At 54.4% G+C, this 23,560-nt stretch carries 17 protein-coding genes; 6 read left to right on the forward strand and 11 right to left on the reverse strand.

Features of this window, described 5'->3' with window-relative positions; all coding sequences use genetic code 11:
- Nucleotides 1–432: 432 nt before the first annotated feature.
- Nucleotides 433–1,359 (reverse strand): YihY/virulence factor BrkB family protein, encoded by a 927-nt coding sequence (locus OR573_15275; protein ID XGA79818.1) that lies wholly within the window; start codon nucleotides 1,357–1,359, stop codon nucleotides 433–435.
- 183 nt (nucleotides 1,360–1,542) lie between these two features.
- Between OR573_15275 and OR573_15280 the strand changes: the two genes are divergently transcribed.
- Nucleotides 1,543–1,923 carry a hypothetical protein gene (locus OR573_15280; GenBank protein ID XGA79819.1) on the forward strand — a complete coding sequence of 127 codons (381 nt, stop codon included), beginning with the start codon at nucleotides 1,543–1,545 and terminating at the stop codon, nucleotides 1,921–1,923.
- Between the two features lie 30 nt (nucleotides 1,924–1,953).
- Here OR573_15280 and OR573_15285 read toward each other — a convergent pair whose 3' ends face one another.
- Genes OR573_15285 through OR573_15310 form a run of 6 tightly spaced genes read right to left on the reverse strand, consistent with a single transcriptional unit; the run spans nucleotide 1,954 to nucleotide 7,870 of the window.
- Nucleotides 1,954–2,226 (reverse strand): amphi-Trp domain-containing protein, encoded by a 273-nt coding sequence (locus OR573_15285; GenBank protein XGA79820.1) that lies wholly within the window; start codon nucleotides 2,224–2,226, stop codon nucleotides 1,954–1,956.
- Between the two features lie 56 nt (nucleotides 2,227–2,282).
- Complete coding sequence (locus OR573_15290) at nucleotides 2,283–3,617, reverse strand: metallophosphoesterase family protein (protein XGA79821.1); 1,335 nt, start codon at nucleotides 3,615–3,617, stop codon at nucleotides 2,283–2,285.
- Between the two features lie 15 nt (nucleotides 3,618–3,632).
- On the reverse strand, nucleotides 3,633–4,316 hold the full coding sequence (locus tag OR573_15295; GenBank protein XGA79822.1) for a histidine phosphatase family protein: 684 nt from the start codon (nucleotides 4,314–4,316) through the stop codon (nucleotides 3,633–3,635).
- A complete protein-coding gene (locus tag OR573_15300) occupies nucleotides 4,313–5,422 on the reverse strand; it encodes an HprK-related kinase B (GenBank protein ID XGA79823.1) in 1,110 nt (369 codons plus the stop codon). Before OR573_15300 ends, OR573_15295 begins: the two co-directional genes overlap by 4 nt.
- Entirely contained in the window at nucleotides 5,422–6,330 is a 909-nt protein-coding gene (locus OR573_15305) for a GAK system ATP-grasp enzyme (protein ID XGA79824.1), read from the reverse strand. The genes OR573_15300 and OR573_15305 overlap by 1 nt, the downstream gene beginning before the upstream one ends.
- The gene (locus OR573_15310) at nucleotides 6,323–7,870 is read right to left on the reverse strand and encodes an aminoglycoside phosphotransferase family protein (protein ID XGA79825.1); all 1,548 of its coding nucleotides are present in this window, start codon (nucleotides 7,868–7,870) and stop codon (nucleotides 6,323–6,325) included. The genes OR573_15305 and OR573_15310 overlap by 8 nt, the downstream gene beginning before the upstream one ends.
- Nucleotides 7,871–8,085: 215 nt before the next feature.
- On the opposite strand from OR573_15310, the gene OR573_15315 reads away from it, so the two are divergent.
- On the forward strand, nucleotides 8,086–9,306 hold the full coding sequence (locus tag OR573_15315) for a GAK system CofD-like protein (protein ID XGA79826.1): 1,221 nt from the start codon (nucleotides 8,086–8,088) through the stop codon (nucleotides 9,304–9,306).
- A gap of 58 nt (nucleotides 9,307–9,364) precedes the next feature.
- Here OR573_15315 and putA read toward each other — a convergent pair whose 3' ends face one another.
- A complete protein-coding gene (gene putA, locus OR573_15320; GenBank protein ID XGA79827.1) occupies nucleotides 9,365–13,024 on the reverse strand; it encodes a bifunctional proline dehydrogenase/L-glutamate gamma-semialdehyde dehydrogenase PutA in 3,660 nt (1,219 codons plus the stop codon).
- A 227-nt stretch (nucleotides 13,025–13,251) separates the two neighbouring features.
- Between putA and OR573_15325 the strand changes: the two genes are divergently transcribed.
- Nucleotides 13,252–13,752 (forward strand): CIA30 family protein, encoded by a 501-nt coding sequence (locus OR573_15325; GenBank protein ID XGA79828.1) that lies wholly within the window; start codon nucleotides 13,252–13,254, stop codon nucleotides 13,750–13,752.
- Here OR573_15325 and OR573_15330 read toward each other — a convergent pair.
- From OR573_15330 to OR573_15340, 3 genes are all read right to left on the reverse strand, one after another.
- Nucleotides 13,749–15,149 (reverse strand): MFS transporter, encoded by a 1,401-nt coding sequence (locus OR573_15330; protein ID XGA79829.1) that lies wholly within the window; start codon nucleotides 15,147–15,149, stop codon nucleotides 13,749–13,751. The two genes, OR573_15325 and OR573_15330, sit on opposite strands and share 4 nt — an antisense overlap.
- 215 nt (nucleotides 15,150–15,364) lie before the next feature.
- Nucleotides 15,365–16,276 carry a uroporphyrinogen-III C-methyltransferase gene (gene cobA, locus OR573_15335; GenBank protein XGA79830.1) on the reverse strand — a complete coding sequence of 304 codons (912 nt, stop codon included), beginning with the start codon at nucleotides 16,274–16,276 and terminating at the stop codon, nucleotides 15,365–15,367.
- Nucleotides 16,277–16,453: 177 nt separating this feature from the next.
- Nucleotides 16,454–19,129 carry a molybdopterin-dependent oxidoreductase gene (locus OR573_15340; GenBank protein XGA79831.1) on the reverse strand — a complete coding sequence of 892 codons (2,676 nt, stop codon included), beginning with the start codon at nucleotides 19,127–19,129 and terminating at the stop codon, nucleotides 16,454–16,456.
- 496 nt (nucleotides 19,130–19,625) lie between these two features.
- Here OR573_15340 and OR573_15345 point away from each other — a divergent pair, with 496 nt between their 5' ends.
- The 3 genes from OR573_15345 to OR573_15355 all read left to right on the forward strand — a co-directional run bounded on the left by OR573_15345 (nucleotide 19,626) and on the right by OR573_15355 (nucleotide 23,544).
- Nucleotides 19,626–20,864 (forward strand): nitrate- and nitrite sensing domain-containing protein, encoded by a 1,239-nt coding sequence (locus tag OR573_15345; protein ID XGA79832.1) that lies wholly within the window; start codon nucleotides 19,626–19,628, stop codon nucleotides 20,862–20,864.
- A 271-nt stretch (nucleotides 20,865–21,135) separates the two neighbouring features.
- Nucleotides 21,136–22,524, forward strand: a complete 1,389-nt coding sequence (locus OR573_15350; GenBank protein XGA81768.1) for a CmpA/NrtA family ABC transporter substrate-binding protein — start codon at nucleotides 21,136–21,138, stop codon at nucleotides 22,522–22,524.
- Nucleotides 22,525–22,557: 33 nt separating this feature from the next.
- Complete coding sequence (locus OR573_15355) at nucleotides 22,558–23,544, forward strand: ABC transporter permease (protein ID XGA79833.1); 987 nt, start codon at nucleotides 22,558–22,560, stop codon at nucleotides 23,542–23,544.
- Nucleotides 23,545–23,560 lie beyond the last annotated feature (16 nt).

Here is a 23,560-nt window from a genome sequence, read left to right on the forward strand (position 1 = left end):
GCTTACGCTTGACGCCTGAATAGCGGGGCGTGCCAGAAACAGCGTGAGAGTGAAGCTGATGAGAGTTCGAAACGGCCTGTGAAGACATGCAAAGCTCCTCGCCCTGAAAACAGGGCCTTGAAATGATGCACCCAGTACACGGATGCCGGCAAAGTCCTACAGACTGAGCAAGGAGCGCGCCACAATGGCTAAAATAGGTTAATTTACTGGCAATTCAAAACGTTACTTAATATGAAAAAACGCTGACAAGACGTTATCTACAAGCCAGGCAAGTAACACACTGCTTTTTAATGGTGCGTAGGTGGCAAGCACTGGTTTTGCGTTGCACCAAAATACAGCTCAGGAAAACTCTGATATTGCCAGAGGGGTACCTGACACCTTGAATGCCTTATGGTCTCTGACGGTCTCACCGCCCGCTGGGATTACCGCTGATTATTCAATCCGCGAGACCGCCTGATGGTCAGGGTCAAGATACCAAGGCAGGCCTACCCGGGAATTGCGCTCCAGTTCGGCGATAACCTGGGCGCCCAGCAGTAAGATGATAGCGCCGATTTCAAGGCTCAGCAGGACAATCACCAGAGTCGCCAGGGAGCCGTAAACGACGCTGACAAAGGAAAGGTTGGCAAAGTAGTAGACCAGCAAAAGCCGCACGGCTTCCCACAGTAAGGCGGCCACAAAACCGCCTACCACCGCCCGGCGCAGGGCAATCTGCACCACGGGAAGCACCTTGTAGATGGCACTGAACAGTAAAAAGACGCCAACAAAACTGCTCAGGTTAAGCACCGGTTCAGACAGCACGGCCAATGGCAGCTCACGCTCGAAAATCGCCAGCACCAGGGTATTCAGTGAACTGGCCAGGGTTACCACCAGCGTTAGCATCATCAGCCCCGCCCCCAGCACCAGAATAAAGGCATAAGGCAACATCACGGACACCCAGGCGCTGCGCTTGATGTGCGGGGTTTCGGGAGCATGAAAGATGATCGCCAGCGCATCTTCCAGCATGCGAAAAGCGAACGAGCTGAACAGCAGCAGCACCGGAAAGCCCAGAATGCCCATCACATCGCCGGAATCCAGCAGGCCGCGCACGGCCTCCAGCAGGACATCCGCGTGGGAGGGCGCAAGATGGCGCGCCTGAACATCCAAAACCCCGAGCAAATGCTGCTCATCCACCAGGTGAGTCAGCAACACCACCAAAACGGCAAACAAGGGCACAATGGAAAGCAGGATGTTATAGCCAACCCCACCGGCCAGCAGGATGCCGCGGTTCTTTATAAAGTGACGCAGCACACGCCAGGCAAAGTGTGCCAGCCGGGGCAACAACAAAAGGACGGCATTCAGCAACGGTGATTTTCGAATCATGGTTTGTCGTCCTCTTTAAACGCTTAACCCCATGATACGCTGATGTCCCTCGGCTCTGGCCAAGTCTTTCGCTCAACGTCTGTAAAAGCGTTTATCCTGGGTAGCGGCGTTTAAACGCCCCTTGCTGCAGCGCGGCGGCAAGGTAAACTGTGGGGTCTTTCACCCAAGGTTGGCCTTACCTCTATGTCCATGCAGATTTACCACTCGCCGATTCAACTTTATGACGTGGTGTTTGTGATCATCCCCCGCCTGGAACAGGCGCGTAACCTGGTGAATAGCACCCTGGATACGCTGATCGACAATGCCAGCCACCCCAACGATCTGCTGCGTTACCGGGAAATGCAGCGCAAGCTGATGCTGGAAATGCAGATGATCCATGCCAACCTGACCCATCTACTGGAGCGTTACCGCAGCGATGTCCAGGAGCTGCTACAAAGCCAGGGCGCTCAGGGCAACCGCGAAGCGCAGCTAGATGATATGGAGCAGGATGCCCTGGCTCGAGCGAAGGAAATCTACCAGAAGGTAGTCGAGTTTCAGACCGGACGGCGCAACGTGCCCTGGTAAACCATCAGAAGAAAACCAGCCGCAGGAGAATCAATTGCCCACCTTGATTTTCGGCGCTGTACTGGCGATAGCTTTTTCCTTGATGCGCCATTTGATCTTGACTTCAACTTCCTGCTTGTCGCCTTCATCGCTGGCACGCAGGGAAACCTGCAGCAGTTGCTGAGGCGACAGCACCAGATCATCTTCGCTTTCCTGAAATGCCAGATGGCCTTCATTGATGGCCTTGGCCAGAGTCACCAGCAGCTCCTGGGTGGCTTCCCGGTCAAGCAGCGAGTCATGGCTGAACTTGGTTTTAGACTTCATTGATGGCCCCCCGTTAAGGCTTTATCCATTTAACCCTTTTCCATTTAACTATTTTGTTATGACGCCTTGCCCGACCGCTTCCCCTTGCGTCCGGGGCTGAAGACCTTGGCCACCGGATAGTCGCCGCTCAACCCCACCAGGCCACGTTTTTTATCAATCAGCGTCGCCCCCACGCCTATTCCCTTGAGTCCTTCGCTTTTCCGCGAGTTGGTATCCAGGGTGATATCGGCCTCGATATGAATCAGGTCATTCTTGAGCGTGACCCGTTGGCCCCCATGTTGGTTGATATGCCCGTGCACCAGCACTTGAATACCGGCCTTTCTGGCCACTCGGGCGCCGTGCCGGGTCAGCGGCAGGTCAGCCTTGCGATACTTGGTTCTGAAGGTATTGGCCAGCGAGCCATAGTAGAAGCTGAACAGGTTCTGGCTCATCAGGTTCTTTTTGAACGCCCGGTTGGCATGCTTGATGCCGTGATTGGCCAGCAGTTCGGCCATTGCATCATCCAGACCTGCATGCAGAAACAGAAAGGAGCCGCGTTTTTTAACCAGCTGCATGCGGCGGAAAAACCAGCCAAACTCACCGGAGGGCTTGAGAAACAGTGAGCGGCATTTCATCGCTGCGGCATACACCTGCTGCAGTGAGAGCCCATTTTTGGCGCAATGACTCTCAAAGTTCTCGGCTTTCTTGTGCATCTTGCTGATTTCACGGTCGATGCCTTCTGGTGTCAGAAACCCCGCTGCATAGAAGGGAAAATTTTCAAACCAGGCATCACTGGGAAACAGCGCCTCTCGGCAAGCGTCTTCACTGGGTATGTCCCTGTCCCATTGGCTATCCGCCAGATACTGGTCAAAAACCTCCTTGAACAGCGGAATGACCTTCTTGCCCATACGCACAAACAGGTGCTGGCTGCCGGTATCGGTGTCGCGTTTCAGCGACAGCAGGCCCATCAGCAGGCGCAGGTCATGGTTACCCGCCAGCAGGGTGACATTGGCCTTGAGGCGGTAGAGGTGCGCCAGGCTGCGCAACAGCATCAGGTTGCTGGGCCCCTTGTCCAGGCAGTCACCGCCAACGATGATTTCTGCTTTCTTGCCGAAACGGGTCAGTTCATATTCACACAGCTGAGCACCGTCACGCTCGATGACTCCAGCGGCTAACAGGGACGCTTCAAATGCTTCAGCATCGGCGTGGGCATCGGAGATAAACACCACCGGTTTGGCGGGCCAGGTAAAGCGCTTTTTCTGCGCGCGGCGCTGAAAGGTGGCTAACGCATCATCATGGTTGACGGACGTCGGGTCATCCGGCCAGGGCGCCCACTCGGTTGGCAGCTGGCTCAGCACGGCATTGTGATAGGCCTGCCTGCTGACCTGTGGAATAAGGTTGAATGCTGTCATGGTCGCCATCATCTTCTAGTCGAGTGGGTCCGCCGCCTGACGGTGCTTCCAGTTGCCATAAAGCCGCCTCCAGCCGACGGCTTGTCTTTCAAAAACGACCGGATGACCGTGAAACATGCTCAACCGTTTAATATCGCCGAAAGAGATGACATTAAGATGATAACAGGCATGACGGATAGAGGCACCGTGGCCAACAACCAGCTGTATCTGGCCATCGGCAGCAGAAGGCAGCGCCTGCAAGTGCTGGGCAACCCGCTCGCCGGCTTCCAACAGTGACTCTGCCCCTTCAAAGGGCAACCTGAAGTGGCTGGCGGATTTCCAGCCTACTGGTAAAGGCGCCAGGCGTGGGTCCTGGGCGACAATACCTTCGATTTCACCAACGCTGAGATTGGCCACGGCCCCTACGCTGCGTTCACACAGGGCAGAAAAGCTGTTGACGGACGGCGACTCGGTAAAAAAAGAGGCGAGCTCCTGGCGGTAGATATCCGCCGTTTGCCAGGCTCTTAACAGCGTCGAACAGTGAATATCGCTACGTAACCACCACCCTGACCCGGCCAGCCAGTCGCCGAATGCACGGGCCTGCGCCCTGACCTCGGCTGTGCCTTCTGCTGTCAAGGGGTAGGGCTGCAGCGCACTGGGCGTTTTTGCCCGTTGGGCATAGTCACCGTGGCGAATCAGCGCCAGCCGCTGCACGTTCATGCCAAAAGCCCTTCTGCCTTGAGCAGTTCGATGGCGCGGTCAAAGTTCACTCCACCGTTCAGGCGTAACACCTTTACGCCGGCCAGCTGGTCGGCGTAAAGGCGACAGGAAGGCGCCTGCTCAGGGGGAAAGTGGCCATCGCCACTCTGAAAAAACGGCCCAGGGCTTTTACGCAAACCCTCCAGCGCCTCAGGCGTTTGCTCTATATCCACGCGGTTTAGCCCGGTGGGCGTAGTAGCCTCAAGCGACCAGTCCAGCAGTACCAGAGTACTCAGCTTGCCTGACAGTGTGGTTTTATCATCACCGTAAAGCGCTGGAATCAGCACGTCATATTTTTGCTCAATGCCCCAGAGTTGCGCAGTCGGCATCTGCCCATAGCGCTCGCGCTCAGCAGCGCTCAATAGCCCGGCAAGCCGCGCTGAACTGATCAGAGTGCCAGGGTTTACCCGAGGATGCTTGGCCACACCCAGCACCTCGGTGGCGCATCCTTCAGGCTGGGGCTTGAACAGGATACGATCATTGGACAGAAAGCGGGCGCCGGGGTTTTCCAGGGCTTTCAGCATCAGGGTCGATTTGCCACCGCCTGAGCTGGCGGCAATCGCTGTTGCCTGGCCATTGGCCGTAAAGGCTGAGGCATGCCCTAGAAAATAGCCGCAGCGCTGCTGCACATTGAGAAACTGGTTGTTGATAAAATTGACGACCTGAGAAAAATGCCGGGTCAGATCGCCCATGGCAAGCGGAGCGTCCAGGGTCTGGAGAAATACCATGCCGGTGCGGACTTTATGAATCCAGCGGCCCTCAGAGGTATCCCAGTAGGCTTCTTTCAGACCCAGCGGGCTGGGTTTGTTACGCTTGGCCGGCGTCCAGTTAATGCCTTGGGTGTTGGCTTGCTGATCAATCAGGAACACCGCTTGCACCGGCTGGCTCTCACTCGGAATACTCGCGGTCAGGCCTGAATAATACTGCTTGAGCAACTCAAGAATGCGCGGATTATCGGCCCATATCTGCAAGGTCAGCCCCTGAAAAGGCAGTAACAGGTGAACGGTACAGCTGGCCTTGAGGCTGGCCAGAGGCTGGCAGACAAGGGCATCAATTTTGAGTGTCATCAGGCAGGCTCCCGGTTATCAGCCTGCAGCTCGGCCAGTACGTGATCACACAGCGCCCCGGCAGCATCGAGGCCGCAGCCTTTGAGCGCGCCGCTGAAACCACCAAAAGCAGAGACTTCAAACACCACAGGCCCTTCATCGGTCAGGGCAATATCCACGGTGGTGAAGCTCAGTTCAAAACAGGCCTGTGCCTGGCGGCCAAGCGCAATCAGCTCAGGACTGGCATGATAGGCTTGGTACTTGCCCCCACTATGAATAGTGGTGTTCCAGGTATTGGCGCCGCTCACCCGGGCATAAGTACACAGGTATTCGCCGCCGATAAACACCATTCCCAGATCCTGGCCGCCCAGATTGACAAATTTCTGCAGGTAAAAAAGCCCGTGCCTGTCTCTGAAAGCATCCAGCTTGCGTCGGTTGGTTGCCTCATCGTTGGCCACATCCAGCACCACCATACCCCGCGCCTTGGTGGAATAAAGCGGCTTAAGAATCGCCTTGTCGAACTCTCTGATCGCCTCCAGCGCTTCATCGGTGTTTTCAGTCACTCGGGTGGGCGGCAGGCTGACATTGCCCGAGGCCAGCGCCGCTGTGCCTTCAAGGCGGTTGATCAGACGGCTTATCTGCCCTGGGCTGCTGAAACAGCGCACGCCATCGGCTTCCAGGCTGCCCAGCATGCGAATCCGGTCATCGGCGGCAGGTGAATAGGTCTCACTGACCTTTTTGATAATGACGCCATCCAGTTCGTTCAGCAGAATATCGCCGTAACGTAACTTGCCCGTTTCAAGTTCCAGCACCACCTCAGCCATATCCACCACGCAGCGAAAGCCGGTGCGCGCTTCCAGATGGTCAGCCAGGACATCGGTCGACCACTTTCCAGGCGTTCCGATGACGGCAATCCGCTTATCAATCATGAAAAATATCCTCAAGGGGCAGCTTGTAGGTATCGAGAGCGTGCGGATTCACCAGGGTAATCGCTTCCAGCAGATAGCCAGCTCTCAGCGCCAGCGCGCTGGCAAACTGCCTGTCATAAATAAAGCGTGTGGAGGTGGCAAACGAGCGCCCCAGGGCAATCGCCAGGCGCGCATCGAAGCTTGTGTCCTGGTGGCTCTTGGCAAACCGGCGAGCAAACTGATAAAGCTGGTGGATCAGGCCCATCAGCTCGGCTCTGGGCGCGGTATCCAGAATCGGCAGCCGATAGATCGACACCATCAGCACGGACAGATCCTGTACGTAATCCGAGTAAGACGCGCGGTGCAGGTCGATAAAATAGATGCGCTCCTTGAGATCGTCATAAATGATGTTATCGACGTTGAAATCGCCGTGAATCAGCACCGAAAACGGCGCCCGCAGCTGCTTCTCCAGGGTGCCGACATGATCAATCAGCTGATCAAAGCTCGGGCGCGTCAGCCCGCAGATAAACTGCCCTTCACTGAATAACCCCGGATGGGTATGGCGGCTTTCCGGCAGGCGTTTCCGCAACTGCTGCATGTAACCGGGCTGCGCCATTTCAGCGGTACGGGAACTTTTCCAGATTTTTCGCAGGGTTTTCTGCAGTTTGTCGATCAGCTGACGGGCGGCGTCCCATTGATGGTTGAGCAGCAGCGATTCAAGCGTATGTCCGGGCAGGTGTTCAATCACCATGGAACTCAGCTTATCGCCCTTTTCAACATGCTGGGAAAGCACCGTTGGCGCCACCTTGGGATACACCTGATTCCACTGATCCACCCCGGAGAGCTCTTCAATCACCTTCTTGCTCTGGCCTTCCTTGTAGACGGCCATGACTTCACCGGCGTCAGCATGCTCAGCCTTGAGGGTAGCAATCGTGCTGCCACTGCGGGTCAGCGCCAAGCGCTCAACGCTGAACCCGGCATCCTGATCCGCCATGGCATGGGCCGCCTTCTTGAGCTGCTTGTAGTTCTGCAATCGCACCGCAGGGCCGAAGTTGGCCGCCAGTAAGGCATCGGCCAGCTCTGATAACAGCTGCACCATGCGTCGGATCTGAAAATCCAGCACGGCACAGGCACCGGTACTGGAAGTCTCTGGCAGGCGGGCCAACAGCTTGGGAATCCGGCGCCCAATCTTGAGGCCTTGACGGGTGTTGGCGTTATCCAGCTTGATAGTCACCAGCTTGAGCGATTTACCAATCGAACGAATGACCTTGGCATAGCCCTTGAGATTGCTCTTGAGATCATCCTTGCGGTCGCCTTTCAGGTCTTTATTCGACAGCTTTTCCAGCGACCGGATATCCGTGACTTCCAGACAGGCGTGGCCCAGCTGGTCAAGCAGGCTGGCCAGACGCTCCAGGGATTTGGATTGCTGAAAACCGGCGCCGTCAACCTTGCGCCTTTGCACGTCAAGCGCCACCGCAAGCTCGACCTTCTCCAGCAAGGTGCTGCGGTAACCTTGACGGTCAATCAAACGCTTTGCGACGGCCCCTTTGGGTTGGGTCACATAAACTTCAACTAACTCAAAGTGATTTTCAACTTCGAATCGGAGAAAATAGAAATGCTCCAGAATGGATGCGTTGATAACCTGCCTCACCGTACAAGTGCCATGAATGGGAGGATGATACTATAAGTAACCTTGTCATTCCTGTGTGTTACATTTTTCTTAAATTTCAGTCAATTGCATCAGCAAGCTGAATAAAACGCCGGATAGGAAGCTGGATGAAGAAACGTCGCCGGGGTCACTCCTGCCTTGATATACCCCGAGACCCCGCCAGGGGGCAGGCGTTGCGCCTGGCCAGGTACCGTAAAGCCCCCGAACTTGGGCCCAAGCTGCTTTTCTTCAGCGGTGGCAGTGCCTTACGGCGTCTATCCGAGGTACTAACCGACTATACCCACAATTCCATTCACCTTGTTACCCCCTTTGATTCGGGCGGCAGCTCCGCTGAGCTGCGCCGCGCCTTTGCCATGCCCGCGGTAGGCGATCTGCGCGCGCGCCTGCTATCACTGGCGGATGATTCGGTGACCGGGCACCCGGATGTCGCCGCGCTTTTTTCCCATCGCTTGAACGGCTCGGGGCTTGAGCAGAACCTGCTGGATCTGGTCAACGCCAAGCATCCCTTGCTCAAGGCGATTGCCGAACCCATGCGCTCACTGATTCAAAGCTATCTCGCCGCCTTTTATCGCCAGATGCCAGCGGATTTCGACCTGGCTGGTGCCAGCGTGGGCAATCTGATCCTGACCGGTGGCTACCTGATCCACAACCGCTCGCTGGATCCGATTGCCTTTCTGTTTGGCCAGCTGATCAAGACACGCGGGACGGTGCGCACCACCAGCGACGTTGACCTGCAGCTGGAAGTCGAGCTTGAAAATGGCCGCACGATTACCGGGCAGCATAATTTTACCGGCAAGGAAACCGCCAGCATCGACTCCCCGATCCGCGCCATCAAACTCACCGGGGAAGCAGATGATATTGATACCCTGGATGCTTCCAGAGTCTGCAAGGAAACCCTGACGCTGATTGATTCCGCCGAGCTTCTGGTGTTTCCACCGGGTAGCTTTTACAGCAGTATTATCGCCAACCTGCTGCCCAAGGGCGTCACCAAGGCCTTGCACAAAAACCCTTCACCCAGGGTCTATGTACCCAGCCTGGGCACCGACCTGGAGACACTGGGCATGACGCTAGCGGATCAGGTTCAGGTGCTTGACCAGCACCTGGCCGGTACGCCAGCGACCAAGGCCACCTCCAGGCATAGCGGGCGATGTGCCATCGACTTTGTGCTTTTCGATTCCCGGTTGCTCAGCGTTTCGGACAAGCAGGTAGCACGGATCAGCGGTGAGATGGGCGTACAGTTGATTGACACCGACCTGGCTAACGATGCTCACGATACTCATCGCTATGACGACACCAAGCTCGCCCAGGCGCTGCTCGGGCTGACATAACGCTGCCCTGGCGGGCAGCGTCATCATCGGTCACCTGTACGGATTGCGACTGGCGGTTTTACTCTGCCGTCGCCAGCAGGCTGGCATTACCCCCGGCGGCAGTGGTGTCGATGCACAGATGGCGTTCCACCACATAGCGCTCTGGCGAGATTACCTGGGTTTCCAGTGGCACAATCGCGCCCTCGCGCTCGGCAAGCGCTATGCGCAGCTCGCGGGTCCAGTCGCTGGAACCGGCGGCAGCCACCACATCAACCCCATTGACATAGGTCAGCGTCTGCGCAGCGATCACGCCATCCAGCCCGACGACCGGCGCGCCCGCTTCCCTTAGGGGTTTGACCGCCTGGGCGGCACCAGGGGCAACGAGCACCACGGGAGAGCCTGCCCCCAACGCCTGCACCGCCTGGGCAACGGCAATATCCAGAGTCGGGCCAAGGCATAGCACCGGGCCTTTGGGATACATTGCCAGCCGGTTGCTTTCACCGGTGGGCCCAGGCAGCGTCTGCGGGGTCATATCCAGCGCCGCCGTTTCGGCCAACGCCTTACGAATAACACCGCTCTTGCCAGACAGCGCCTTGCGCAGCACTTCAACCCGGTCGCGGCGCGCCGCCCAGTTGCGCGCATCCAGCTCCTCAAGGGCGGATTGTAAGCTTTGCAGCGCTACGCGTTCACCTTCAGGGGCAGCGTGTTCCTCAGCCTTGGCGGTGCGCCGGAAGCGGGTAACATACAGCGGGCCGCCTGCCTTGGGGCCGGTGCCCGAAAGCCCTTCGCCACCAAAGGGCTGGGAGCCAACAATGGCACCAATCTGGTTGCGGTTGACGTAGATATTGCCCACATGAATGCGCTCGATGATTTGCTGTACACGGTCGTCAATGCGTGTATGCAGGCCAAAGGTCAGCCCGTAGCCTTTGTCATTGATGGCATCCACTACCTTATCGATATCCCGCGCCTTAAAGGTAGCCACATGCAGCACCGGCCCGAAGATTTCCCGTTCAAGGTCTTCAATGCCGCCGACTTCAACCACCGCCGGGGTCACAAAGGTGCCGACCTCTGGCGCAGGCAGGGTTTTCAGTACCTTGCCGGCTTTTTGCTTGGCGGCCACGTAATCACTGATCTCGGCCTGGGCGTCGGCATCAATGACCGGCGAGACATCCGTATCGGTATTCCAGGGGTCGCCAATGGTCAGGGCGTCCATAGCGCCATCCAGCATATTGAGCAGGCGCTCGCGGGCTTCTTCCTGAACGTAAAGCATACGCAACGCCGAACAGCGCTGACCCGCCGACTGGAAAGAAGAGATCAGGATATCGCGCACTGCCTGTTCGGTCAGCGCGGTGGAATCCACGATCATGGCATTTAGCCCGCCGGTCTCGGCGATCAGTATCGCATCCGGCCCGGCATTTTCGGCCAACGCCTTATGGATGATCTGGGCAACCGGGGTGGAACCGGTAAAGCACACCCCGGCAATCCGCGGGTCACTGGTCAGCGGCCCGCCCACTGTGGGGCCATCGCCGGGCAGCAGCTGCAGCGCCGCTTCCGGCAGGCCCGCTTCACGCATCAGTTCAACGGCCCGCGCGGCAATCAGTGGGGTCTGCTCGGCGGGCTTGGCCAGCACCGCATTACCGGCTGCCAGGGCGGCGGCAATCTGGCCGGTAAAGATGGCCAGCGGAAAGTTCCAGGGGCTGATGCACACAAAAATCCCTCTGGCATCGCCGGGCTCTTCGGCTTCCAGCCGCTCGCCTTCGTTGGCGTAATAGCGCAGGAAGTCCACCGCTTCACGCACCTCGGCAATACCATCAAACATCATCTTGCCCGCTTCCCGGGTGGTAATCACGGTCAACTCGGCAATGTGTTCCTCGTAAAGATCGGCAATCCGGCGCAGCACCTCGGCGCGCTTGGCTGCTGGCTGTGCCGACCACTCCCGGAAACCTTCTTCGGCGGCATCAAGGGCGCTGGCGACCTCTTCCGGCGTGGCTTCATACACCTGCCCGACCACTCGCGACGTATCCGCTGGCGATAACGCATCCCGGGCAGGCCCTTTGGGCGCCGGGCTGCCCGCCAGCATGGGCGCGGCTGTCCAGGTGGTGTCGGCAAAGCGTTCACGGGCATCAAGCAGCGGCAGGATGGAGGCGGGTTCGTTGATCCGGTAGCCGCGTGAATTCTTGCGATCCGGGGCAAACAGCTCGCCGGGCTGGCGGATCAAGGGGCTGGACACCGCCTCACCCAGCTGCTGCATGCCCGCAATCGGGTCCCTGGAGACTTCGCTGGGTGAGATGGATTCATCCACCACCTGATTCACAAACGACGAGTTGGCGCCGTTTTCCAGCAGGCGGCGCACCAGATAGGCCAGCAGATCACGGTGCGCTCCCACAGGGGCATAGATACGGCAGTGGGTGCCGTCTGTTTCCTTGACGATATGGTGCAGCGATTCGCCCATGCCGTGCAGGCGCTGGAATTCATAGCTGTCCTTGTCATCACCGGCCATGGCCACCACGGCCGCGCAGGTATGCGCATTGTGGGTGGCAAACTGCGGATAGATGCGGTCACGACGATCAAGCAGCATCTGGGCGCAGGCCATATAGCTGACATCAGTATTCACTTTGCGGGTAAACACCGGGAAGGTTTCAACGCCCATTTCCTGGGAGAGCTTGATTTCAGTATCCCAGTAGGCGCCCTTGACCAGCCGCACCATGATCTTGCGGTTGTAGCGCTCAGCCATGGCATGCAGGGTTTCGATCATCGGCGCGGCGCGGCGCCCGTAGGCCTGCACAACAACCCCGAAGCCGTCCCAGCCCTCCAGGCTATCATCGGCCATCAGCGCTTCGATAATATCCAGTGACAGGTCCAGCCGGTCCTGCTCTTCGGCATCAATATTAAAGCCGATATTGGCCTTGGCAGCCTGCTGTACCAGCTCTTTGGCACGCGGCAGCAGCTCGGCCATCACCGTCTCACGGTGGGTGTATTCATAGCGCGGATGCAGGGCTGAGAGCTTGACCGAGATGCCGGGGCTACCGCGCACGTCGCCCTTGGCCTGCTTGGCAATGGCGGTGATCGCTTTGGCATAAGCCTTATGGTAGCGAACCGCATCCTCATCGGTGCGCGCCGCTTCGCCGAGCATGTCATAAGAATAGGTATAGCCCTGCTTTTCCAGCTCACGAGCATTTTTCATGCCCTCTTCAATCGTCTGGCCCAGCACAAACTGGCGGCCCAGAATCTTCATCGACTGGCCTACCGCCGTGCGCACCACCGGCTCGCCCATCCGCCGCACCAGACCCCGCAGCGCCCGCGTCGGGCCCTTGGGGTCGTCATCCAGTACCTTACCGGTCAGCATCAACGCCCAGGTGGAGGCATTGACCATCGAAGACGATGACTTGCCCAGGTGTGCGCCCCAGTCGGACGGTTCAATCTTGTCGTGAATCAGATCATCAATGGTTTCTGCATCCGGCACCCGCAGCAGGGCTTCCGCCAGGCACATCAGGCCGACGCCTTCAGAAGTTGAAAGCCCGTATTCGGCCAGGAAGGCCTCCATCATGGAGGGAGACCTTTCCTTGCGTACCCGCGCGACGTAGCTGGCGCCCGCTTCCGCGACCTTTTTACGTGCGTCCTCTGAGAGTTTGATACGCTCGACAAGCTCGCCAAGCACCTTGGCTTCTGCAGCGGCGTAGTTGGCACGAATGCGCGCACGCTGCTTGCTGACAGTGGCATCCGGGGTTAGCTCATTCATGGTTGATTCCTTCTGGCTGCTCAAGAACCTGGGTGCATGTAGTGGTTCGGCAGCATTGTGATTGTTAAATCATCATGCAGAAAAAGCCTGTTGAAGTTCTCAACGCTAGGCAATGTTGTTTTACCCAACCTTTGTTTTAACTCATCCTGCTTACTCAATCAGAGTGGCGCCTTTTAACCAAAAGCGCCAGATTTGGGCTTTATGTAGCCCACATCAAAGGAGCCATCATGACGCTTATATTTGAGACAGCAGATGAACAACAGCGCTGGTTTGCAGTAGATGACGGGGTCATGGGCGGCGTTTCGCACAGTACGTTCAGCGTAAGCGAAAGCTGCGGCTGGTTTCACGGAAAGGTGTCATTGGATAACGGCGGTGGGTTTGCCTCGGTGCGCCGCCAGCCTGACGAATTTGAAGCACGTCTCACCCAGGCGGCCGGTATCCGCCTGACGGTAAAGGGCGACGGCCGCCCCTATCAGCTGCGCCTGAAAAGCAAACTGTTAAGTGACGCCTGCGCTTACCGGGTGATCATGACGCCACAAGCCGATGAATGGGCAACCCTGAACTTTCCCTGGCAGGCCTTTGAAGCCATCAGGCGGGGCAGTCTGCTCAGCGACGCCCCGCCATTGGAGGCCGCCAGCATTACCCAACTCGGCTTTCTGATCGCCGACCGAACCGCTGGGCCCTTCTGCCTGGGCGTCCAGCGGCTGGAACCCTCAGGTCATCTTTAACGGCTGTCCGGCTTATCAGACTGAGACTCGGATTCCGACTCTGTTTCCAGCTCAGACTCTTCTTCTGAGTCTTCCTCCTGAACAGGATCGGGGTCCGGGTCCAACGGTGCCCCTTCTTCATCCACCAGCTGATGATCATAGGCGGCCTGGAGACCCGTATCCTCAGGCTGCGGCTCTTCCGCTTCTTGAGTATCGGCTACCGCTTCCTCGCTCTCGGTGATGCTTTCTGTCCAATCTGCAAAGTAGTCGATATGCCCCGGGTACACCGGCGACAGCACCGCCGCCAGAATGCCAATCGAGGCGAAAATCGAAAACGCTTCGGCATAACCGACACTTTCCACCAGCATACCCACGACGGGAGACCCGGCTGCCTGCCCCAGCGCACAGGCCATAAAGGGCAGCACAGGCCCTACTGATAAGCGCCCCGGCAAAAGGCGGATACCGGTCATCAGGTACAGGCCGGTCAGGCTCATATAAGCCATGCCAAACACCAACGCTGAAAATATCGCCAGGCTAAGATTTCCCGGGCTGGCCGCTAGCAGCACCAAGCTGGATGACAGCATCATCAGCATCAGGGCCTGAGTGATGGGTGGATTGTTACGGTCGGCCAGGTCACTGATGACAGCGCCGCCCAGGCCGGCAAGGCCAGCGGCAAACCATAGCCAACCGGTGTGATTAGCAGCCAGGGCGCCCAGGTTGACCGCCAGATCCGGCGCAAACAGCCAGTAGGGTGACGAGACAAATCCCATGGCAAAGGCAAAGAGAGTCAGCCGGATCAGACGTGACCACTGCAGCCGCGTTAAGGTAGGCGGCGGCGCGGCGTTAGCGGGAACGACTCTTGAAACAGAAGGAATGAAGTACCAGGCTGCGACCACCCCCAGAACCGCCAGAAAGGCAAAGCCTTCATAGGTAACCCGCCAGGCATCTGCCAGGAAGACCACGGTGGGTACCGCCACCATGATGCCAACGCTGGTACCCGCGTTCATTATCGAACTGACCCGCCCGTGCATGCTGCGGCTGACTACAGACTGCATGGCTGCCGACAGAGCAGGCATCATCAAACCGGTGCAGATACCGCAAACAAACACACCTGTGCCCAGCATGATGGCATCCGAGGACTCGCTGACCAGCCCCAGCCCCACCACGCCCAAGAGGCCTGACAGCACTGCCAGATAACGCGCCCCCATGAGATTGGCTGCAAGCGGCGCCACGGCAGTCGCCAGTACAAAGCTGATAAACGGCAATGCACCGATAACACCCACTTGGTAGGCAGATAGCTCAAGCTCTGCACTGATTGAGGGCACGAAAAGCCCGAATGCAAAGCGCGCCAGACCGTAGCTGATGGCTACCAGTGCCGCACCGAATAAGGCAAATCCCATGCTCGACAAGGCTCTCATTGCGAGTGCTCCTTTCGGTGATCGTAATACCAAGTCGCATTCTCTCAGCGACATTCGCAATGAGCAATGCAAGAATAATTCAAGCCGCCAGCCGGAATCATTACGCCAACCAATGGTCAGTCGTACACGTTAGTTATCAGCAATTTTCAGGCCAACTTCTCACAGATAGACGCTCTTTGAATTCAAACATTTTACGAAAGCATAGGACGGCAAGGTCAGCAAGTCGTCATTAACAGAGGATTAACGTTGTTATTAGCAGCGGGACTTTCTGCTACAAGCCCTACTACACTGCCTACGATTATAATGCACGGTGATGGCAACGGTTGAGCAGAGAGCGTTTGGGGCATATCAACGAGTGTGCCCACCAGCGATTGCTGATCAGGTCGACTGGCGTTCGCCACCAGCATGATGGGCCAATGATCAGGCAATCCAGCCTCCCGTAACCCCTCGCAAATCGCTTCGACCTTGGAGAGCCCCATGTAAAACACCAGTGTCTCGTCGCGTTGGGCAAGTGCTGACCAGTCCGGCGTACCTTCCTCACGACAAAGCTGTGCGGTCACAAAGCGGATCTGCTGAGCATGCCCTCTGTCAGTCAGTGGTATACCCATACAAGCAGCAGCTGAGGAGGCGGCCGTAATGCCGGGCACAATCGTGGCCGACAGCTGTGCTGCAGCTAATGCCTCAAGTTCTTCACCCATACGACCAAAAACCGCGGGGTCGCCTCCTTTCAAACGTACCACTGACTTGCCCTCACGGGCCAGTTTGACCATCAGAGCGCCTATTTCAGGCTGGGGAACGCTATGCAGCCCCCTTGCCTTGCCTACGTAATAACGCTCGCAACCAACAGGAATCAGCGCGAGTACGTCATCACCCACTAAACGGTCATACACGATTGCATCTGCCTGACCTATAAGCCGCGCAGCCTTGAGTGTTAACAACTCAACATCACCACTTCCGGCCCCTATGAGATACACATGACCCGGCTGAGAGCTATTCTGTATAGCCAATGGTTTATTTTTAATATCGTTGCCACGCCTTGCTTCCAAAAAGCTAGAACCTACGAGATTCATGAGCCGTGGTAATGAATGGCACCATTTCAGCAGTGAGAATTTATTTAATACACGCATGAAAGCGCTCCTTTTTAAACCTTGATTTAATCAGCAATACTGGTGGACAACCCTTTAACGAGAAAAACTCTCATTTAATCTTGATTCTGTAACAAAAAGCCCCTACTCCACTTTCGGCAAGCCAGAGAAGGACTTTACAACAGGTCATTACAGCAACAGTCGTCAGGCAGTGAAGGCTTAAACCAGTTCTGTGATGGCATTATGAGCTTCCTGTTGAATAAGCGACCTGACTTCCGGTAAGCAGGAACCGCAATTGGTGCCACAGGAGAGAGTTTTACCAAGAAGCTCTGGCGTATCCTGACCGTCAGATATGGCTTTTATGATCTGGTTAGCGGAGACTTGAAAACAACTACAAATGAGCTGGTTATCTGTTTGCGCACCAGAAAGTGTAAAAATAGCGTGCCTTGCTTCGAGTGAAAGGTTTTGACTGGCGAAATGCTGATCGATTGCTTTAACTTCCAACTGGGGGCGCTCCCTGCTGACGACCAGCATCCAGGCAAACTGCCCCTGATCAAAACCGGCGGCCCGAAAAGCGCCTTCTTGGGAGCTTTCCAATTGCATTTGCGGGCGCTGCCCTAAAGTCACTTCACACCAGGCACTCCAATCCTTAATGCTTTGGCAACCCGCAAAGACATAGCTGTGACTGTTGGCCAGGGATTGTTCAGCCAGATAATCTGCCTGCAAAGGCTTGTGTAATGGTTGGGCAATCAGAAGCTGGGCCTGCCAGGCAACTTGCAACGCTTCAAGTTGCACACGGCCCTGCTTGAATTCAGGTTGCCCGGATACAGGATCACAGAACTGCTCAATCAACTGATTGCACAGCCCCTTGTCAGTGAACTGGCGGTTCCAATGTATGGGAATAAAAATTTCACCATGCCTTTGGCCATGATTGAACCGTACACGCCCCAGATAATCACCTTGAGGATGACTCAACCTGGCTAATCCTTGATCTTTCAGGCCAACTTGAGCGGCATCATCAGGGTGAACTTCAATAAAAGGTTCGTTTCTGTGTTGCATTAAAGCAGGTGAGCGCCCTGTACGTGCCATGGTATGCCACTGATCACGGATGCGGCCGGTGTTCAAACGAAAAGGATAAGTTGGATTCAGTTTATGTTCAGGCGGCCTGGATTGAATACCTATAAACTGTGCACGCTGGCTGGCAGTGAAAAATTTTCCGTGCACAAAAAGACGTTCAGTGCCTAAAGGGTTGGCAGCATTAACAGGCCACTGCACAGGCTTCAGGCCGTCATAGGCCAAATCTGTCAGATGCTGCAATCCACTGATATCAAAACAACGTTGGCCTTGGTTTTTGAAACCAGACAAAGCGGCGTGCTCACGAAAGATATCTGCAGGCGAAGAGTAATCAAAAGCCTGGCCATGACCCAGGGCTTGTGCGATCTGGCAGATAATTTGCCAGTCATGACGTGCTTCGCCGGGAGCAGGCAAAAAGCCACGCTGGCGAGAAATTCGCCTTTCTGAATTAGTCACCGTACCGTTTTTTTCAGACCAGGTAGTGGCTGGTAAAACGATATTCGCCAGCTCCAGTGTATCTGTTGAGGCGGCTGACTCTGAAATGATGACCAGCTCACATTTTTCCAGCGCTTCACGGACAAACTGACTATCAGGCAGGCTAACCAAGGGGTTAGTACCCTGAATCCAAACCGCTTTGATTTCACCAGAATGAATGGCTCTAAAAAGATCCAGAGCTTTATAACCTTCCTGTCGAGTCATTCTGGGTGCCCGCCAGAACTCTTCTACAAGCGCCACTTCCTGATCAGAAAATCCCATATGAGCCGCCAGCTGATTGGCCAGGCCACCAACCTCTCTCCCCCCCATGGCATTAGGTTGTCCCGTAAGGGAAAAAGGTGTGCTACCTGGTTTGCCGATTCGCCCCGTCGCCAGATGGCAATTAATCAGCGCATTCACCTTATCAGTACCACTGCTGGACTGGTTCAAACCTTGGGAAAAAAGACTGACCGTTTTAGGCGTCTCTGCAAACCAGTGAAAAAAAGTCAGCAGCTGGTGCTCAGGAACATCCAGCTGGCTTACAACCGCTTTGATATCCCCTGCTTCCGAGAGGGCCGTCAAAAGGCTGCCCGAAAAGTGGTCAGTGGAACGGCGGATAAACTCCTGGTCCACGTATTCATGTTCAGATAGATAAACCAGTAGCGCATTGAAAAGCAGAGCATCGGTGCCTGGTTTTAAAGCCAAGTGAAGGTCGGCCTGGTCACAGGTGGCGGTTAGGCGTGGATCGATGACGACCACCTTGAGTTCTGGGCGTTCCTGTCTAGCGGCTTGAATGCGCTGATAAAGCACCGGATGGTTCCAGGCTGTGTTCGACCCGACCAACACCAACAAGTCAGCCAGTTCAATATCTTCATAACAGCCAGGCACAGCATCTGCCCCGAAAGCCCGTTTGTGGCCAGCAACGGTGGAAGCCATGCAGAGTCGGGAGTTGGTATCTACATGGCTGCTGCCAATAAAACCTTTCATGAGCTTATTGGCGACATAATAATCCTCTGTCAGCAACTGACCTGACAGGTAAAAAGCCAGACTTTTTGAACCATAGCGATCAATAATACTTTGTAGCTCTTGAGCAGTCGCTTCGATGGCTTTATCCCAGCTGACCCTTTCTCCCGCAATTCGTGGATATAAAAGACGCCCTTGATGGCCACCTGTTTCCGATAACTTACTGCCTTTAATACAAAGGCGCCCCAGATTTGCCGGGTGCGACGCATCACCGGAAGTAGCAACCAGGCTATCATTTTTAGCGTTAACAGTGGCCTTCACGCCACAACCAACACCACAATAAGGACAAGTTGTGAAAACGCAACTCGTTGCATGCTTGTTCATTTTCGATAGTCCCAAAAAAAAGCCTGCAATCCCTAAATTTGTTTAGGGATTGCAGGCTGCGTTGCCTGAAAAGTTTCTTGTTGAATCGTTATGACGCTGATACATACAATGTTATAAGAAAAGCAATTTTCATGCCAAAAATTTATGTCTTTAAAAACAGTTATTTATATATTGACGATACTTGGCACCAAAGAGAACCTGCACTTTTGTAAGGCAACCGCGGTGGCTTTGCTCTTTTTTAGGGACGGTGAACCGACGTTGACCAGTGAAAAACCAGTTATCTGGCTTGAAATTTATCTGCATCGTGCTGCGAATTACGATGTTGCCTACGCCTCCATGCAGCTCTCTTTACCCTTACTCATTGATTTACAAATATATTATCGCCAACCAAAAAATTATAAATTTTCTAATTTAGCAAGACAAATAACGATAAGGAACAAAACTTGCTACTCACCTGAAGAAGATTCAAGTAACCAGACAAGGTGGGTAATAACGAATGACCAGCACACGTAACCGTCTAGCCAAAAACTACTTGTTGGCTGCTAAACATTGTGAAATACATGGCCTTGAATATCTGGAAGTGACCTGTGAGCTGGTAGCTTATGTCAGCCAACTGATTCATGCACTGCAAAAAGAGCGTGGGCTTTCTAATGTACTTCTTGCGTCACAAGGGAGTCATTTTGGTGATCAGCGCATCGAACAAGTCCAGAATTCACGGGAAAAGGAAAGCCAGCTGGATCAGTTCTTACAGGAATTGAACCCGCAAAAATGCCACGACAATGGACGGGTTAGACAGTTTATTCGCATTGCCGCTGTTCTTCAGGAATTGGACCAGCTGCCTTGCCTACGCCAGAAGATTCTTGAGCAGCACTTACAACCTGAAGAATCAACTGAAGCCTTCACTCATTTGATAGGTGGTTTATTGTCGATTGTTTTTGAGGCAGCAGACGCTTCAGCTGACCCTGAAATCACTCGCCACCTGGTCGCCATGTTCAATTTTATGCAGGGTAAGGAGCTGGCAGGGCAGGAAAGGGCCTGGGGTGCCAGTGGTTTTGCAACGGGTCATTTTACTGAAGAAAACCAACAGCGCCTCTGTCATCTTGTTGAACGTCAGGAAAAATGCTTTGAGCTCTTTGAGCAGTTCGCAGATCAGCATTCACTCCAGGCCTGGCAGCAGCTCTTTGAAGCTACTGCACATAAAGAGTTGTTGCGCTTGCGACAAGTCGTCAAAAAATCAGGCAAGAATGAAGGAATTCCATCCAGCTTCAGCGAAGTCTGGTATGAAGTTGCGACTGGCCGTATTGATGCCATGAAAATCATAGAAGACCAACTGGCTACGGCCCTCAAAAAACTTTCTGAACGTCGTATCCAAAGAGCCAGGGTCGATCTTAAGAACCATCAGGAGTTCCTGGATCAACTGGCCCAAGAGCCGACAGACGCGCCTTCCTCTTTATGGGTGGAAGGTCAGATGAGTGGAGTAGGACGCTCACTCTGTGAATTGGTACAAATTCAGGCCCAGCATCTGCAACGGGTACAGGATCAGCTACAGGAAGCGCGCCAAGCCCTGGAGGAACGCAAGTTGGTGGAACGTGCCAAAGGCTTATTGATGCAGCATCGTCGCGTCACAGAAGAGCAGGCCTATCGCCAGTTACGTAAAGCCGCAATGGAACAAAATCGACGCCTGGTTGAAGTGGCGGAAAGAGTCATCACCACGGTTGAGTTACTTCAAGGCTAAAAGTAAAAAATGCGCTCTTATGTTTCATTTCAAAACCAGTGTGCACTGCAACAGCGCTTAAAGAGCCATAGCCCTGCAAGGCGAGATAGAGCACTTTTTTATTTTAAGTCGATGATTTTTAATAAAAATAATTTTATTATGTTTTTCTGGCATGAATCATGCTTAACATCTGACTGACAATTTATAAATGGATAACGGCGTCCACTTCCCTACTGCTCAAAAGCAGCTACTGGAAGTGACGCCGTTTTTTTATGTTTACGAGGTACAGATAATGAAAAAAGCTGCTCAATCCCAGAGCTTGATTGGCCTAGGTCTTGCCAAGGCAACGCTTCTTAGTGGTGTCCTGATCTCTGGATCAGCAATGGCACTAGGCCTTCCTGAAAAAGAAGATCTGACGTTTGGTTTCATTAAACTGACTGATATGGCTCCCCTGGCCATTGCCTATGAAAAGGGTTTCTTTGAAGATGAAGGGCTTTATGTGCAGTTGGAAGCTCAGTCTAACTGGCGAGTTCTGCTGGATGGGGTCATTGAAGGCCGGTTGGATGGCGCTCATATGCTGGCTGGCCAACCGTTGGGAGCAACGGTGGGTTTTGGCACTGAAGCCCATATCGTTACTGCCTTCACCATGGATCTGAACGGCAATGCCTGTACCGTTTCCAATGATGTTTGGGAAATGATGCGCCCCAACCTGCCAACAGATGATGAAGGCAAGCCTATTCATCCGATCAGCGCTGAGCATCTGCAACCCGTGATTGAAGAATATAATTTTATGGGTGAAAACTTCAATCTGGGCATGGTTTTCCCAGTTTCTACCCACAACTATGAATTGCGTTATTGGTTGGCTGCTGGCGGAATTAATCCAGGCCTCTATGCTCCCCAGCGTGGAGATACCTCAGGCACCCAAGGAGCTGGTGTACAAATCTCAGTCACACCTCCCCCGCAAATGCCCTCAACGTTGGATGCAGGCACCATTCACGGCTACTGTGTTGGAGAACCCTGGAACCAACAAGCGGTATTTCGTGATATCGGTGTTCCGGTTATTACAGACTATGATATTCGCAATAATATAGCTGAAAAGGTGTTTGGCGTCAGTAATGAGTGGGCTGAGGAATACCCCAATACTCACTTGCGTGTTGTCAAAGCCCTGATTCGTGCTGGCCACTGGTTAGATAAAAATGATAACGCTAATCGCGAAGAAGCCGCTCAGATTATCTCCAATAGCTACTATGTCGGAGCTGATTATGAAGTGATTGCCAACAGTATGACCGGTGTCTTTGAGTTTGAAAAAGGCGATGTGCGCCCTGCCCCGGATTACAATGTCTTTTTCCGCTACAACGCCACTTACCCCTATTATTCCGATGCCATCTGGTACCTGACCCAGATGCGCCGCTGGGGGCAGTTGCCTGAAGCCAAGTCGGATGACTGGTATGCGGAAACAGCCCAAAAGGTTTTCCTGCCGGAAGTTTACGAGGAAGCCGCTGCATCACTAATTGCGGATGGCCTTTTTCAGCCTGAAGATTTTCCCGATTTTGAGCAAGAAGATGGCTTTAGATCTATTGATCACACCACATTTATTGATGGCATCAAGTTTGATGCGCATCAACCTAACGAGTATTTAAACCAATTCTCAATTGGCCTTAAAAACGATGACACCCCTTAAATTTAATTCATTTAAGGTAAGAGGGTTAATATCATGGGTGCAGTTCTATTTAAATTAAAGCAAGTTAGCCCTACAGCATGGAATAGTGAAAAGCTACGCGAAGTCCTGCTGGGCAGCCTTTTCCCGATCCTAGGTTTGGCCATCTTTTTGTCACTCTGGCATGTAGGCGCACAGCAGATCAACACCTCCCTGGGTACTTTCCCTAGCCCGGTAGAGGTAGCTGAGCAGTGGTCCAATTTGGTGGATGAACATCAGCAAGAGGGCCAGCGTGAGCGGGCATTCTATGAGCGTCAGGAAGAAAGAAACGCCGCCATTCTTCAAGAGAACCCGGATGCAGAGGTACGCTGGCGGGAATTCCGGGGTCGCCCCACTTTCTTTGACCAGATTGCAACTAGTCTCTGGACTGTTTTAAGTGGTTTTTTCCTGGCAACACTGATAGCTATTCCGTTGGGCATAGTTATTGGGCTTAACAAGCATACCTACAATGCTATCAACCCGGTTATTCAAATTTTCAAACCTGTTTCACCCTTGGCTTGGCTGCCACTGGTAACTCTGGTTGTTAGTGCTCTCTATGCTACTGAAGATCCGATGTTTTCACGCTCTTTTCTGGTTTCAATGATCACTGTGACGCTTTGCTCACTTTGGCCAACGCTGATCAATACTTCAGTGGGTGTGGGTAGTGTTAATCAGGACTTGAAAAATGTCAGCAAGGTTTTGAGGCTGGGTTGGCTGACTTATGTCATCAAGGTGGTCATACCCTCCGCTATACCCATGATGTTTACCGGTTTACGCCTTTCACTCGGGATTGCCTGGATGGTGTTGATTGCAGCAGAAATGCTCGCACAGAACCCCGGGCTTGGAAAGTTTGTTTGGGATGAGTTTCAAAATGGCTCTTCCAGCTCTCTTGGCCGTATTTGTGTCGCTGTACTGGTGATCGGTGTGATCGGGTTTCTCTTGGATCGGGGCATGCTGCTCATTCAGAGATGGGTTAACTGGGACAAGAGCGCCATTACACGCTGATCTATAGGTAATCAAT

It is taken from the genome of Halomonas sp. CH40, from assembly GCA_041875495.1.
GTDB lineage: Bacteria > Pseudomonadota > Gammaproteobacteria > Pseudomonadales > Halomonadaceae > Vreelandella.